The organism is Marisediminitalea aggregata, from assembly GCF_900129565.1.
In the GTDB taxonomy this organism is placed as follows: Bacteria; Pseudomonadota; Gammaproteobacteria; order Enterobacterales; family Alteromonadaceae; genus Alteromonas; species Alteromonas aggregata.
Window position 1 is genome coordinate 611,779 of sequence record NZ_FQWD01000003.1, and the last position, 14,936, is coordinate 626,714.

The window sequence follows — 14,936 nt, forward strand, 5'->3', positions numbered from 1 at the left end:
TTCAGCTCATCGAATTTACATTAGATGTTTGCGCTTTTTTCCACTAGCAATGGTCGGCTTATCGCAACATTTACGCGCGTGTTGTTACCCTGAGTGCGGATTTAACGAAGCCAGTGTAAGACGCCCCCGTAACCACGAGGATGTACCTGATGAGTGCGCCAAACAACTTGCTGATTGACCAGGTTTTTCGTCTGGCTGCTGAGCAAAGCCGCGACGCCATTCTGATCAGCGACAAAGACAATCAAATTATCTACGTCAACAACATGTTCAGCCAACTCACTGAATACACCGAAGATGACGTGATTGGAAAAAATCCAAGTATATTGAAATCGGGTATTCAAACAGACGAATACTACGCGCAGCTATGGGCAACAATCGCGCAAAAAGGCGAGTGGCGTGGTGAACTTTGGAATCGTGCCAAGAGCGGGCGCCTGTTTTACGAGCACCAGCACATCATGGCAATTGCTGATGACAGTGGTGCCACGCAATATTACATATCAATATTTTATGATCGCACTCGCCAGCTTCGAGAGGCACAAACCAAGCGGTTTAATGAGCGATATGACCGAAAAACACAACTGCCAAACGAACGAAAACTTCAGGAATATGTGAAAAGCCTGTCAAAAAATCAGCAAACATCGTTCACTTATATCACTTTCAATTACCTGGATCTGAAAGACATTAACTCAACCTATGGCACTGAGTTTGGTGATTTGTTTTTGTCAGAAATCGCACTGCGAATTAAATCGTTGGGGCACCGTAAATTCTTCGCAGCACGCATAAGCGGCGGGCAGTTTGCCCTGATTACGCCCTATCAAAGCCAACAGCCACAGCGCTTAAGTGCACTTCAACATATCGCCAGAGAGCTCAAAGCCCCCATCGTGGTGCAAGACCGGGAGATCTTCCCGCAAGTAGAGATTGGCGTGTTGGAACAGGCTCATGAGCAGGAATTTGACCTTGAGTTATTTACTCACTCAGAGCACGATTCACATCGCGACCCCGCATCATCAAATCAAGATTTTTACTTTATTAATCAGAGCAATAAAGACAAAATTAGAGATGAATTCGAGCTCGCCCAGCGACTCCAACTGGCATTGAAAAATGACGATTTTGAGATTTATTTTCAACCACAGGTAAACAGCGTGGATCAGAGTATTCTGGGAGCTGAAGCCTTACTGCGTTGGTTTACGCCAGATGGCCAGATTTCACCTGGCGAATTTCTAACTGTCGCAGAAAAGTATAACTTGATGAACAAGCTCGATGAGTACGTAGTAAACAAGGTATTTGAGCACATTCATCGAGCCAAAACGAGACGAATTCAATTACCGCGGATTGCGATAAACATTTCGGATCAATTGATACCGTTGAACGTAATCGAAGCACTCATGGCGAAGCACAACATTCAGCCTGACGACTTTGAACTGGAGATCACGGAAAAACTCATCGCCGCTCACGATGACGAAACCAACCTGTTTTTACAGGCTTTCAAAGACCGTGGCATTCACACGTCTATTGATGATTTCGGTACAGGCTATTCGTCTTTGGCCAGACTTCGGCATCTCAAGGTCAACAAACTGAAAATAGACAAGTCTTTTATCGATCACATTAAATCCAGTCTTCAGGACAGAGAAATCCTACTGTCGATTATTGGTATCGGTAAAGCACTGAAATTAACCGTATTGGCGGAGGGGGTGGAAACCCCCTGCCAATGGGAATTTTTGCAGCGCAGTGGTTGTGATTTAATTCAGGGCTTCCTGTTTTCAAAACCGGTAGACCTACCTACTCTGCTGTCGCTTTTGGCAGCTGGCCCTGTGCACAATGCTCTGGAAACCGAGCAATGCGAGTTCGTTACCCAGTGCCATTCCGCAAACCGCGGTTAACGCCGATACGCGGAAAGCAGACACACCTTGTAATGAATTAACACTTGAAGATTGTCTGCCCTAAAGTGACTATTAGGTCGTTGGATTCTATGAATAAGAGATGGACCATTGCTCACCTTTACCGCTGTGTCACTGCGTTACCCCACTGCGACTATTTTTAATAATCTCACTCTGAATTTGCCGGAGAAGCGGGTTGTCATCACCGGAGAAAATGGCAGTGGCAAAACCACGTTATTAATGCTCGCCGCAGGCCTGGTAATGCCAGACGCCGGTGAGATAGCTTTCAACAGCCAGCCGGTCACATCACAACAAAACAAGCGGCGTATTGGTATTAGTGCCAGTAAAGTGGCTTTGCCAACATTTTTCACCTCTCGTGAACTGCTAGATTTTCATTGCCACATGCATCAATGCACGTTGGACTTAACAATGGCAGAGCAACTCGGGTTTTCGCCCTTTTTGCAAACCCGAGTATCAGATCTCTCGCTGGGCAATTACAAAAAACTCAGTTTACTTACCGCCTTGCTTCATGAGCCTGATTTGCTGTTGCTGGACGAACCCACAAATGGCCTGGATGACGATGCCCGGCATGCAATGAATGCTATTCTGTCGGATTTTACCGGACAATTGATTATAGCCAGTCACGATACCGCGCTGTTGTCTTTGTCATTTGATCGCGAAATCCCCATGCAACACATTCGCGGAGTTTCCTAGTGCAATACTGGCAATTCCGTCTCACCGTATACCAACGACATCTGGAAGCCTGGTTAAATACCATCAAACAAGCCGCTGCCGGGGTGGTATATTTATTCCCAATGGCAATGCCAGCTTTACTGATGTTGCCTTTATTGGCTTTGGGTGTCATGGCAGACTCAGCGACATCCACCCAGCAATATTGTCTGGCATTGTGGGGCTTTCTATTGCTAACACACAGTTGGGTCATTCTTCAGAAAGATGGCATTCTTGCCACGCCCTACGAGCACTACCATAATGGACTCCCCTTATCGACGGCACAGCGAAAAGTCACCACCGCACTGCTTACTGTTTATGCTTCCCACGTCTTTGTCGCTGGTCCGATACTGTTGTTTTTAATTATGGCAATTGGGAACGTTGACTTGTTGCTGACTGAGCCAGTATCCATGTCGCTACATCAACTTTTCCCCATAGCCGCAGCCTGTTTACTAAGCGTGCAGGTAATTCGGTTGGCCCTATTTAGTCGCTACCCCATAATCGGCTTAATTTTGGGACCATTGATGACATTGCCATTACTGGGTGAAGTAGCAAAGCCGCTGGTTATTATAGTCTGGTCAGGCGTGTTGTTCGCTGAGCAAAAAATACCTGCTTTCCGACTAGGTCTGCCCCTGCTCCTTAAGGGATTACTTCGGTTCTTCTTGCAGGCAGACATCGCACAAGCCAACAAAGTCATGCTACGACTTATCTCACTGCTTATCCTGTTAATTTGCGCTCAGGTGTTTATGCAAGCGGTCAACCTGGATGCAGCCATTGCGGCCGGCTATCTTTGCAGTTTCTTCATGGCTGTGCTGCTGGGCAGTAAATTACTGGATACGCTTCAAGTGAAAGCGCAACACCAGTTCTATTTGGACTCACTGCCCGTTACTCGCACAACCCAGTCAACGTTGGCGGTAATTTACAGTACACTTTACTGTATACCGCTGCTCGCACTGATCCTATGGTTCGACAGTTTTAACCTGTCACACTGGGTATTGCTGCTTGCGCTGTTGGTCGTCACCAAGGTCGGTATACTATTGAGTCAAAAGTACTTTTTAATTTTCCCCTGCTGCGCGGCAATCGTTGCCTGGTGGGTGTTTTAAAAATATTCTCCACACAGATCTTTACATCACAAAAATACTGTATATATTTACACGTACTGTATAAATATCGAGTTAGTTATGTTATCTCATCTTTCGGTTAAGAATTTCGCGGTCGTTAAAGAAGTCAATATAGCATTTGAGTCTGGAATGACAGCGGTCACCGGTGAAACCGGTGCGGGTAAGTCTATTGCCATTGACGCACTGAGCCTGTGTATGGGCGAGCGCGCAGACGCGTCTGCAGTGCGCAAAGGCGCGGACAAAGCTGAAATTATTGCGTACTTCTCATTGCTGGACAGCCCGAAAGCCAGAGACTGGTTAGACGAAAATGACCTGGTATTGGACGATGACGCTAACACGTGTTTTATACGCCGCCTGATTTCAAAGGAAGGACGCTCAAAAGCCTTCATCAACGGTGTCCCTGTTGCGCTACAACAGTTAAAGCAACTGGGTCAGCACCTGATAGCAATACACGGCCAAAATACCCATTTACAGCTCCTGAAAGACGATGTTCAACGTAAACTTGTTGATGATTTTGCCGCTAACCATAAAGCACTTGAAGACACCCGTGCTGCCTATCAACACTGGCAGGCCCTGGCGAAAGAATTAAACCGATTACAGGAAGCCGCGCAGCAACGTGCCGATCGCGAGCAGTTGCTGAGTTATCAAGTGTCAGAACTGGATGAATTTGCCCTTGAAGACGGTGAATTTACCGAATTGGAAGCGGAGCACAAACGCCTGAGTAATGGTCAGACTCTGCTAGAGCAAGCGCAGATGAGCTTCTACAACCTGTATGAATCAGACGAGTTTAACGCATTAAAAGCCATTCAGACCAGTATGGATAAGCTGGCCGATTTGCAGGAACACGATCCAGCCCTGGCGCCCATAGTCACAATGCTTAACGACGCCTCCATTCAGGTTGAAGAAGCAGCCCACGAACTGCGCAGCTATTGTGACCACCTTGAGATTGACCCACTACGCCTACAACAGGTTGAAAAGCGCTACAGTACAGCACTGGAACTGGCCAGAAAGCATCAGGTAATGGCGGAAGAATTATACGCCTACCATCAGACCTTAAGCTCAGAATTGTCGAACCTGAATGCTGACAGTGAACGTCTCGACGAATTAAATGCCGAATTGGAAGCGGCGCACCAGGCGTTTCTTGCCTCCAGTAAGGCGTTGTCCGAAAGCCGCGTAAAAGCCGCAGCAAAACTGGCAAAGCAGGTTGAAGTACAAATTCGTACGTTAAACATGCCTCATGCCACTTTCACCATTGACGTTGCTTACAACCCGACAGCCAAACCGTCAGCGATTGGCATGGACGATATAGCCATGCTGGTATCAACAAATCCCGGTCAGGCTGCCGACAGGCTCGATAAAGTGGTATCGGGTGGTGAATTGTCACGAATTGGGCTGGCCTTGCAGGTCATCAGTCGAGACAGTGACCTGACACCTACGTTGATATTTGACGAAGTTGACACAGGCATAAGTGGGCCGACTGCGTCAATTGTTGGACAATTACTCCGCCGGTTAGGTAAAGAGAATCAGGTAATGTGTGTCACTCACCTGCCTCAGGTTGCCGCACAAGCACACAACCAGTTGTTTGTAACAAAAACCACAGACGGTAATGAAACACAAACGCACATTCTGGCGCTGACTGAACAAGCCAGAATTGATGAACTAGCGCGTTTGCTAGCCGGCGATAAAATAACGCCAAATGCACTGGCGAATGCTCGTGAACTTTTAGAAAATGTCCAACCGAACTAATTGCCGTTTTGTGGGTCGAAGTTGACGTACTGGCACGGAGCGATTAGCATGCTCAACGTCCAGTATGTCTGAGACACCGGCTATACGTGTAATATAGCGGTTCTTTGGCCCACTATAACGATTACAAACTGTTTTAATTGGATTTTTCTGTTAATGAAGCTGTCTCACCTGATTGTTGTGCTCTCGCTCACTGTATTTACCAGTGCATGTTCAAATTGGATTTATCGTATAGATATTCCGCAAGGAAACTTTCTTGACGATAAAGACGTTAAGAAACTGCGTGTTGGTATGACCAAGGAACAGGTAGAGTTTGTACTCGGACGCCCTATTTTGAAAGACGCGTTTGATCAGGACACCTGGTACTACTACTACGAAATGAAGCGCGGCATGGAAAAGCGCGGTGAAGATTTTGAAAAGAATATGGTCATTACCTTCGTAGACGGAAAAGTAAGTACGGTTACCGGTGACTTTGAACTGTCCGAAGATTTCAACACGCCGTTAGATCAAGAATAACGTCGTCAAGAAACACAAAAAAAGCGACTTTATGTCGCTTTTTTTGTGTCCGCTAATTACTTGCGGGTTCAGGCCACTCACATCAGGCAGCAGTTACATTGTTGCTCAGAGCCGGTCTGGTCATCCCCCACGCCTGAGCTTATTCCTCGATTGGCACAATTTCGAATTTATGTATCGCGATCCAGCCATCTATATACATGGTTTTAGGACGTCGACCCGCATAAACGACACCCTGTTCGATGTATTGATTTACCATGCTGATTGGTAAGGTTAACGCATCGGTTTTGAAAAAGTTGCGGCGCATGGCGGCATCATATTGCACATGTTTACGGGGAGAAACCGGCGTAGTATGAGCGATGTTCCCAACTTTAAAATCGACTGTATCCCCGTTCACCCTGAGTACTTTTAATGGAATGTAGCGATAAATGGGATCAGAAGCGGGATTTATCTGGTAATAATCGACGAACAAAAAGTCATTTCGCTGCATCGTTTCGTAGACAAGCTGACTCTCCTGTTCAGCCCGATACTCCATTACCCCGTACACAACGCAGCCGAGTACTAATAACGATGTGGTCACATGTGCTTTAACGCTGTTGCCAATCAGGGTGGCAAGCCCGCCGAATGCTTGCCAGAAACGAATCAGTGACCTTATTCCGTTGCCGTTGAACGCCGCTGTACCTTGTAGATCCCGATATACCATTGTGCAAATAATCCTGTTTTTGCCCGGTTATCTTTACCCTAAACCACAACAGGTCAATATCAAAGCGATTATTTATAGCGACAACTTACCAAAAAAAGTTGCTGACGAAGTCGGTAAATTTAGCAACAAATCCAACGTATTTATCATTAAATACCAGGAAAAAACAGATTTTTCGCTGAAATAAAACAACAGAAACAGACTATTAAATTCTTAAATACATTCAATCAAAATAAACAATTTTTTAACTACTTATTTACATGATGTCATAGCTCTCGATGTTGAATGAGCGCATTTATTATTCACACTACCGAGAAAACACAATGACAACACACAATAAAAACGCATGTTATCTGGCAGTGCTGGCAGCATTAAGCCAGTCTGCCTGGGCACAAACCGATGAACAAACCACTACACCAGAATATGGCTTCGAGAAAATTGAAGTGACTGCGCAGCGCAAATCCGAAAGCATTCAGGATGCCGCCCTGCCTATCGATGCCATTACTCAAAATGAATTATCCCGGGACGGCGTCTCCAACGTCATGGGCCTGTCAAAAGTATCGCCCTCACTGAGCGTAGTCAGTGGTGGTGGCTCAAATGCGGTTTACTTTGTGCGGGGGGTTGGGAACTTCGCAGTGAATGCCTATACCGACCCGGCACTGGCTTTTAATGTCGACGGTATTTATATTGGCCGTCCTTCCGCCACTACAGCGTCATTTCTCGACCTCGAACGGGTAGAAGTGTTAAAAGGTCCCCAGGGTACTCTGTATGGTCGAAACGCCACGGCAGGTGCGATTAACATCATCCCGCAGAAGCCTGTGCTGGACGAATATTCAGCCTCCCTGTCTTTGGGGGTGGGTAACTACGGCACACTGGAAACATCGGCAGCCGTAAACTTCCCCATTGCGGATAATTGGGCGGCACGCGTTGCAGGGGCAACGCTCTCCAATGATGGATATAACGACGACGGCACGGCGTCCACCGATGACGCCGCGCTTCGCGCACAGGTTTTCGGTGAAGTATCAGATGATCTGACTGTTCGCGTTAGTGTTGACTACTCTACGACACAAGGAACAGGCAGCGCACCCACCTATCTTGGCACCTACGGATTTCCGTTTGCCGGTGTGAGTGACAATCCAAACAATATTCCTGGCTACAATTTTAATCCCGCCCCTGAAAACGTGTCAGCGCCGTTTACTGGCCCTTACACAGATGCGGCTCGCGATTACTTTGCAACGCTATCAACGACACCGGGATTTACATCTACCACTCCTCAGCGGCCTTCGTATATTGACAATGAATATATCGGCGTCACGGGTGAAATTAACTTAACCACCGATCTGGGAGACTTAGTTATTCTGCCAGCCTATCGAGAGGCAGATATCGATTTGGTGTTTGTGAGCCCTGGCTTTCAGGCTGCAGAGAATAATGAGCACCATGAACAATTCAGCCTGGAGTCACGTTTCTCATTCACGGCAGGCAACACAGACTGGATTTTCGGCGCCTATTACTTCGACGAAACCGTCTCAGGCGCGCTGTCATTCAATCAATACAGTCTGCAATCTACCCAAACTATTGAGGCATCTGAGTCCACTTCCACCGCGCTGTTCGCCCGTGCAACCTATCACCTGAACGACGACCTGCGCTTGGTTGGCGGTATACGGTGGAGTGATGATGAAAAATCCATGGACGGCGTGGCCAATGTATTCTTGAACGTATGTATACGTGAAATGGAAGTGTATCCTGGTGGACCTGTCATTCCCAACTGTGACGGCGCCCCGGTGATCCCTGCCGGTCTCACCATTGAGGAAACGCTGGCGCAAATTGACCCTGCCGATTTGCCTTTAGGCGCACCTGGCATCGGCACGGGCCCCGTCCCTTTTGGTCAGTTGCCATTGTTCCCCGGTGCCCCTGATAACCTGCGGGCAAATTTATTGTTTATAAACCCCACTACAGTGCAAAGAACCCGTAATGAGAGCGAAGTCACCTATCGCATAGCCGCTGAATATGACGCAGCCAAAGACAGTTTACTGTATGCCAGTGTAGAAACCGGTTATCGCTCAGGCGGCTTTACGTTAAGTACCGGTAAGGAAGAGTTTGAACCTGAGTTTTTAAATGCCTATACCCTCGGCAGTAAGAACTTGTTTTTAAACGGCGTGTTAAAGCTTAATGCCGAATTGTTTTACTGGGACTATGAAGATCAGCAAGCCAGTCACCTAGGCCTGGATGCAAATGGCAATTCGGCGCTGGTTACCGAGAATATCGGTGAGTCCAGCATAAAAGGGGCAGAGCTGGATATCTGGTATGCCGCCTCAGCCGATCTTACTGTTCGAGGCACGATGCAATATCTGAACAATAAAATTGAGCAATACAGCTACCAGCAGCTTACACCTGATCCTGATGTACGTGTTGTGACAGGTTGTGCTCAGGAACTGGTAGAAACCACTGAAAATGGTGGGATATGGGATGTTGATTGTTCTGGCAAAGAAGGTCGGAACTCACCAAAGCTATCAGGTAATCTAGGTGTCGACTATCACTTCGAGCTGGGAGACTGGATCGGAACTTATTCGCTGGATGCCCGATATCGGGGCGACCGCTGGATAGGCTTTGATTACCTGCCTGTTCAACGCGCAGAGGCCGTCACAACGGTTGATACTGCCTTCCAGTTTGAAACAATGGATGGCGACTGGCAGGTCATGGCCTATGCACGCAACATTACTAACGAAGGAATACAGTCCATCACCCAAACGATTGGTCTGGTTGATAACGTGATTTCTACTGTGTATGAACCTCCTCGCACGGTAGGCATCCGAGTGAGTTACAACTACTTCTAATTTACATCACTTCAACGGGGCTTTATACAAGCCCCGTTTTTTCCCGCACAACAGCTTCAACCTGTTGTCGAACAAAGTGTGTCTGTTGACATACCTTGTAAAGAATTCCTCCTCTTCTTACACCTTTCCCAATGGTAAAGTGTGCTGAGTATCAACAACAGGCACGCCTTTTATGCATCAGTCACCCAAAAATACATTTCGCACCCTGGCCCTTGGTCTTACTCTGTCATTTGCCATTTCGGGCTGTGTCATACACGTGGGTGGAAATCATCACAATGAAGACTTCACTGGCAGTGTAAGTAAGGTCTTTGGCGGTATCGATATTGGCGACCACCGCACAGTGTCAGATTTATCTACGGTTAACGGTGGTATAGAGCTTGGCGATCACGTATACACCGGCAGCATCAGTACCGTTAATGGTGGTGTTCAGGTTGGCGAACATGCCGACATTGAATCTATCAATGTGGTAAACGGCGACGTAGAAAGTGATGATCACCTTACGGTAAGACAAAGCATAACTACCGTAAACGGGGAGATTCAGTTAGCGAAGCACGCCAAAGTCGGCGGAAATCTGATTACGGTGAATGGCGATATCGAAGCAGCAGATGTGGCCCTGAGTGGTAACATTGAAACAGTAAATGGCGATATCCGCATTGAAGGACACAGCCAGATTGACGGTGATATTACCTTCAAGCGACCGCATAAAAGCAATAACAGTGACACCCCTAGCCTGGTATTAGGCGATGACGTTATGCTCGACGGCAGCATTATTTTAGAGCGCGATGTAAATTTAACGATCCCAGATAGATTAAAATCCCGTATTCTATGGCAAAATTCTCACCAGTAATGGTTAACTTACGGGTTTTACACAATGGACTTTAATTCATTTAGCGTTACCAATAGTCAGGGAAAATCTGTTCCTCTGTCTGACTACGACGACAAAGTGTTACTGATCGTCAATACCGCCAGTAAGTGTGGTTTTACCCCACAGTATGACGGTCTTGAAGCGCTATACAAAGAATATCAGAGCATGGGACTGGAAATCATTGCTTTCCCTTGTAACCAGTTTGGAAAACAAGAGCCCGGCGATAACGCTGCCATCCAGGAATTTTGCTCACTGACGTTTGACGTTACCTTTCCGGTAATGGCAAAGGTTGACGTCAATGGTGAGAATACCATTCCACTGTATGAGTACCTCAAAAAGGCCGCTCCCGGTGTATTGGGTACCCAGGGTATCAAATGGAACTTCACGAAATTTCTGGTTAGTCGCGATCGCAAGACCATCAAGCGCTACGCGCCAAAGGATAAACCCGAAGCGCTGAAATCCGATATCGAGAACATGTTAAACATGTAACCTCTCGTATCTCGCGTAACATGCGGCGCGGACTCCCTTTTGTCTGCGCCATGTTTAATTATCCCCCGGTAATATCTGCTATTTATCCTGGCCATTCCAGGACTGGTCGAATCTTTTCTGTTAACAAGCTCATAACAGTTGTCGCTAACTTATGCTGTGATAGTCTGGTGTTATAACAATAATGCACCAAGACAAGAGACTTCAAAATGAAAGCGCTATCAGCCTGTGCGATATCCCTGTTTTTACTGGGTATATCCAGCTCCGCCCTTGCCACCGACAACCAGCTTACCGAACAAGAAAAACAACAAGGATGGCAATTATTATTCGATGGTCAGTCCCTATCACACTGGCGAAACTACCAACAAGACAGCATCAGCCCCAAATGGCAAATTCAGGACAACGCCATCACGCTCACCGATGGGGGTGCCGGGGACATTATCACGCGCCAACAATACGGCGATTTTGAACTGACCCTCGACTGGAAGATTTCTGAAGGCGGTAACAGCGGCATCTTTTTTCTGGCTGACGAAATGGGAAAATACGTTTTTTCTCACGCACCAGAAATTCAAATCATCGACAATGAAAGACACCCCGACAGCAAGCTGGACTCCCGTCGCGCCGGTGCGCTTTACGACATGATTGCGGCACCCGCTGCCTCTCAAAAGCCCGCGGGAGAATGGAATACAGTTAAGATTTCGTTGCATGACAATGTGCTGCAGGTTTGGCAAAACGACGTAATGACCGTGCACATTGTTATGCATTCCTCTACGTGGGAGAAGCTGGTAGCTGCCAGCAAATTTGCCAATTGGACTGGGTTTGCAGCACAGACTAAAGGCCATATAGGGCTTCAGGATCACGGTGACAAAGTCGCCTTTAAAAATATAAAGATCAGGGAGCTGCCATGATGACTACCTTCAAGCATGAGGTTCTGGTTGTAGGCTCGGGTGCAGGCGGTGCAATGGCTGCTTACGAACTCACTAAAGCCGGAATTAACGTGTTACTGCTCGAGGCCGGCCGCAACTACGATCCGGTAAAAGAAACGCCAATGTTTAAGCGCAAAGCCGACGCGCCCCTGATGGCCGCAGGTAATGTAGACAAGGACTTTGGGTATTACGACGCTACAGTTGACGGTGGGTGGACGGTACCCGATGAGCCCTACACCACCGATGAAGATTCAGAGTTCCTGTGGTGGCGAGCACGTATGCTCGGCGGGCGAACCAACCACTGGGGCAGGTATTCCCTGCGCTTTAGTGAGCACGACTTTAAAGGTAAGTCGCGAGACGGGTTGGGTGCTGACTGGCCGTTTGAGTACAGCGACATTGCGCCCTGGTACGACAAAACAGAAGCATTGGTGGGAGTATGTGGCACCAATACGGGCCTGGACGACATGCCTGACTCTCCGCCCGGGGTATTACAACCACCGCCGAAACCACGTGTACCAGAATTATTGGTCGCCGCGGCCGCCAATAAACTGGGTATGAAAGCCGTGCCCATGCACCGCGCGGTGCTTACTCGCCCTAAGGATGACAGGGCAGCCTGTTTTTATGCAACACCGTGTGGACACGGCTGTTCCATTGGCGCAGCCTTTCAGACCACAACATCGCTGTTACCCATGGCACAAAAAACCGGGCACCTGAGAGTGATTACCGATGCCATGGTCAAAAACGTCAATACCGACGCCGATGGCAAGGTCACCGGGGTCACCTATATCGATAAGAACCGAAACGAAGCGATTTCGCTAACAGCAAAGGTCGTCATTCTGGCTGCCAGTGCCTGCGAAAGCGCTCGTATCATGCTGAATTCTAAGTCGGACAAATACCCCAATGGACTGGCAAACTCAAGCGGACAATTGGGCAAAAACCTGATGGATTCAACCGGAGCCGGGCTTGGCGCAACTATTCCCGTTTTGCGCAACCGGCCTCGCTACAACGAAGATGGCCACACGGCAAACCATCTGTTCATTCCCTGGTGGGGCCATGAGGCACAAGCCAATGGCGAACTGAATTTCCCGCGCGGTTACCACTTTGAGATTGGCAGTGGCTTTGGCGAGCCAGGTGCCTGGGTATCCGGCGATTTCAAAGGCTACGGCGAGTCATTGAAAGACGAAGCGAAGGCCAATTACGGCGCGTCGGTGTACTTCGCACTGCGAGGTGAAATGCTTCCCAACCCGGATTGCTACATGGATATCGACCCGACGGTTACCGACAAATGGGGTATACCAGTGGCCCGTTTTCACTGGAAATGGTCTGCGCATGAAATCAATCAGGTGGCACATGGGCTGGAGACGGCCAAAGCACTGCTTGAAACCATGGGTGCCGAGGTGGGGGACTTACCACCAGCTGAACAGGCCATTGCCAAAGGCGGGCAAATCATTCACGAGGTCGGCACTGCCCGTATGGGTGCATCCAGCGCGGATTCGGTTACCAATCAATGGGGCCAAACCTGGGACTGCCCTAACCTGTTCGTCATGGATGGCGGTGTTTTCGCGTCAAACCCACATAAAAACTGCACACTGACCATTCTGACGCTAGCGATGCGCAACGCAAACTGGCTGGCAGGTCAATTGCAACAGGGGGCACTGTGATATGAAAAACGTCAATTCTACCCGTCTACCGGCAATGCCTGCAATGAGCCGCCGTCAGTCTCTGAAGTTGTTCGGACTCATGGTTGCTGGCGCTACGGTACCAGGTCTTGCCGCGTGCACCAGCACGCCTTCCACCGAAGTCGCTGCCAGTGGCAATAACAGTGTAATGGATGCCGGCCATTGGCCAGCTATGGATATTCAGCCTATTGCCCTTAAAGGTTACGGCAAAGATCCAAATCTGATCATTCCACCCAGCTCCCCCTGGCCAAGGACACTAACGCAAACCCAGCTGGATCTGGTTGCGCGCATTAGCGCCATACTCGTGCCAATGGAAAATGGTCAACCCGGGGCATTGGAAGTGGGCGCGCCACATGTTGTTGATGAATGGGTAAGTGCACCCTATGCGAGTCAACAGCGAGACCGCGACACTATTTTACGACTGTTATACTGGCTAGATGACGAAGCAGAAAGCTTGTACAACTCGCCTTTTTTGGCACTGGACAACTATGCACAAATGGCTATTTTAGACACGATTGCATTTGGTACAGACGCTGCCCCCATTGCGTTCCATCGACCAGCGCAGGCATTCAACCGTTTGAGAACCTTGATACTGGCCGCGTATTTTTGCTCCGTACCAGGTAGCAAGGAGATTGGCTATATGGGGAATGTTGCCATTGCCGGTGATTATCCGGGGCCTACCGAGGAAGCGATGAGTCACCTCGATGACGCCCTTGCATCACTTGGACTAACAGAATATGCCTACACTCCCTTAGGCGAATAAGTTTGCTCCTTCATAACGAACGGATTCTAATCCGTTCGTTATAGACCACTATTCATCCTCAGGCGTTGAATTAACGGCTACCGCTTGATTGTTTCTCAGTACAAGTGTACCCGCTAACATGTCGTGCCATCCCTGCTTTCTTTTATCTATTCCTACCCAAATCAAGCCAAGAAATAAGGGGATCGCAGACACGTAATAAGCCAGGTAACGGCCAATGTATTGGCCCTTGGATGGCTGCCCTCCGGTCTTTGCATCGACAATGGTTAATTTCAACATCATCTTGCCAGGTGTGGCCGCACGGTAAATCCAGAAAATGATGATCGCAATTGCAGGGAGTAAGTAATTCACGACGACATCCCAGAAGCCCTGAAAGTAGTTCGGACTTGTCCAGTACTGCATGCCATAAATAGCCGTCATAAGGGGCGCAATGACAATTAACAACAGAATAGAATCGATTAACGCTGCCCCTACTCTCACCCAAAACCCGGCGTATTCCTGTTCGTTCATATCATTCCTTTAGTTCACGTTTTCCGATGTAAGCCCATGATTATCACAAAGTCTCATTTTAAGCATAAGACTTACAAAAAATAACAACTTACTCTCAATACGATTTTTGCTATTGTTACTAAGTAAAGTCATCCATATGACCTACATTTGCGTTAACTAAAAAGACCCCAATAACGCTTTTTACACGGAATCA

The 14,936-nt window shown here is 48.1% G+C and carries 13 protein-coding genes; 11 read left to right on the forward strand and 2 right to left on the reverse strand.

Annotated features, from left to right (window positions below):
- Positions 1-149: 149 nt before the first annotated feature.
- From BUB81_RS10685 to BUB81_RS10705, 5 genes are all read left to right on the forward strand, one after another.
- Positions 150-1,880, forward strand: coding sequence for a putative bifunctional diguanylate cyclase/phosphodiesterase (locus BUB81_RS10685; protein ID WP_073322456.1), 1,731 nt, complete (start codon positions 150-152; stop codon positions 1,878-1,880).
- Between the two features lie 108 nt (positions 1,881-1,988).
- Complete coding sequence (locus tag BUB81_RS10690) at positions 1,989-2,591, forward strand: ABC transporter ATP-binding protein (RefSeq protein ID WP_073322458.1); 603 nt, start codon at positions 1,989-1,991, stop codon at positions 2,589-2,591.
- Positions 2,591-3,709: a DUF6136 family protein gene (locus tag BUB81_RS10695; protein WP_073322460.1), complete on the forward strand. Its 1,119-nt coding sequence runs from the start codon at positions 2,591-2,593 to the stop codon at positions 3,707-3,709. Before BUB81_RS10690 ends, BUB81_RS10695 begins: the two co-directional genes overlap by 1 nt.
- Before the next feature lie 78 nt (positions 3,710-3,787).
- Positions 3,788-5,473, forward strand: a complete 1,686-nt coding sequence (gene recN / locus BUB81_RS10700) for a DNA repair protein RecN (protein ID WP_073322466.1) — start codon at positions 3,788-3,790, stop codon at positions 5,471-5,473.
- 153 nt (positions 5,474-5,626) lie between these two features.
- Entirely contained in the window at positions 5,627-5,986 is a 360-nt protein-coding gene (locus BUB81_RS10705; protein WP_073322468.1) for an outer membrane protein assembly factor BamE, read from the forward strand.
- A 139-nt stretch (positions 5,987-6,125) separates the two neighbouring features.
- Here BUB81_RS10705 and BUB81_RS10710 read toward each other — a convergent pair whose 3' ends face one another.
- Complete coding sequence (locus tag BUB81_RS10710) at positions 6,126-6,686, reverse strand: hypothetical protein (RefSeq protein ID WP_073322474.1); 561 nt, start codon at positions 6,684-6,686, stop codon at positions 6,126-6,128.
- A gap of 320 nt (positions 6,687-7,006) precedes the next feature.
- Here BUB81_RS10710 and BUB81_RS10720 point away from each other — a divergent pair, with 320 nt between their 5' ends.
- From BUB81_RS10720 to BUB81_RS10745, 6 genes are all read left to right on the forward strand, one after another.
- Entirely contained in the window at positions 7,007-9,517 is a 2,511-nt protein-coding gene (locus BUB81_RS10720; protein ID WP_073322834.1) for a TonB-dependent receptor, read from the forward strand.
- A 172-nt stretch (positions 9,518-9,689) separates the two neighbouring features.
- Positions 9,690-10,364, forward strand: a complete 675-nt coding sequence (locus tag BUB81_RS10725) for a DUF4097 family beta strand repeat-containing protein (RefSeq protein WP_073322479.1) — start codon at positions 9,690-9,692, stop codon at positions 10,362-10,364.
- A gap of 24 nt (positions 10,365-10,388) precedes the next feature.
- Positions 10,389-10,871, forward strand: a complete 483-nt coding sequence (locus tag BUB81_RS10730; protein WP_073322481.1) for a glutathione peroxidase — start codon at positions 10,389-10,391, stop codon at positions 10,869-10,871.
- 206 nt (positions 10,872-11,077) lie between these two features.
- Positions 11,078-11,776, forward strand: a complete 699-nt coding sequence (locus BUB81_RS10735; RefSeq protein WP_073322483.1) for a 3-keto-disaccharide hydrolase — start codon at positions 11,078-11,080, stop codon at positions 11,774-11,776.
- Positions 11,773-13,455: a GMC family oxidoreductase gene (locus BUB81_RS10740; RefSeq protein WP_245819158.1), complete on the forward strand. Its 1,683-nt coding sequence runs from the start codon at positions 11,773-11,775 to the stop codon at positions 13,453-13,455. Before BUB81_RS10735 ends, BUB81_RS10740 begins: the two co-directional genes overlap by 4 nt.
- A 1-nt stretch (position 13,456) precedes the next feature.
- On the forward strand, positions 13,457-14,236 hold the full coding sequence (locus tag BUB81_RS10745; protein ID WP_073322485.1) for a gluconate 2-dehydrogenase subunit 3 family protein: 780 nt from the start codon (positions 13,457-13,459) through the stop codon (positions 14,234-14,236).
- Between the two features lie 48 nt (positions 14,237-14,284).
- On the opposite strand, the gene BUB81_RS10750 is transcribed toward BUB81_RS10745, so the two are convergent.
- Complete coding sequence (locus BUB81_RS10750) at positions 14,285-14,743, reverse strand: RDD family protein (RefSeq protein ID WP_073322487.1); 459 nt, start codon at positions 14,741-14,743, stop codon at positions 14,285-14,287.
- Between the last annotated feature and the right edge of the window lie 193 nt (positions 14,744-14,936).

What these genes read in the sequence shown, in the direction of transcription:
- BUB81_RS10735 (WP_073322483.1), top strand. Translation starts at nt 11,078, where the DNA reads ATGAAAGCGCTATCAGCCTGTGCGATATCCCTGTTTTTACTGGGTATA.
- BUB81_RS10710 (WP_073322474.1), bottom strand. Translation starts at nt 6,686, where the DNA reads ATGGTATATCGGGATCTACAAGGTACAGCGGCGTTCAACGGCAACGGA.
- BUB81_RS10720 (WP_073322834.1), top strand. Translation starts at nt 7,007, where the DNA reads ATGACAACACACAATAAAAACGCATGTTATCTGGCAGTGCTGGCAGCA.
- BUB81_RS10725 (WP_073322479.1), top strand. Translation starts at nt 9,690, where the DNA reads ATGCATCAGTCACCCAAAAATACATTTCGCACCCTGGCCCTTGGTCTT.
- BUB81_RS10745 (WP_073322485.1), top strand. Translation starts at nt 13,457, where the DNA reads ATGAAAAACGTCAATTCTACCCGTCTACCGGCAATGCCTGCAATGAGC.
- recN (WP_073322466.1), top strand. Translation starts at nt 3,788, where the DNA reads ATGTTATCTCATCTTTCGGTTAAGAATTTCGCGGTCGTTAAAGAAGTC.
- BUB81_RS10685 (WP_073322456.1), top strand. Translation starts at nt 150, where the DNA reads ATGAGTGCGCCAAACAACTTGCTGATTGACCAGGTTTTTCGTCTGGCT.
- BUB81_RS10705 (WP_073322468.1), top strand. Translation starts at nt 5,627, where the DNA reads ATGAAGCTGTCTCACCTGATTGTTGTGCTCTCGCTCACTGTATTTACC.
- BUB81_RS10750 (WP_073322487.1), bottom strand. Translation starts at nt 14,743, where the DNA reads ATGAACGAACAGGAATACGCCGGGTTTTGGGTGAGAGTAGGGGCAGCG.
- BUB81_RS10740 (WP_245819158.1), top strand. Translation starts at nt 11,773, where the DNA reads ATGATGACTACCTTCAAGCATGAGGTTCTGGTTGTAGGCTCGGGTGCA.
- BUB81_RS10730 (WP_073322481.1), top strand. Translation starts at nt 10,389, where the DNA reads ATGGACTTTAATTCATTTAGCGTTACCAATAGTCAGGGAAAATCTGTT.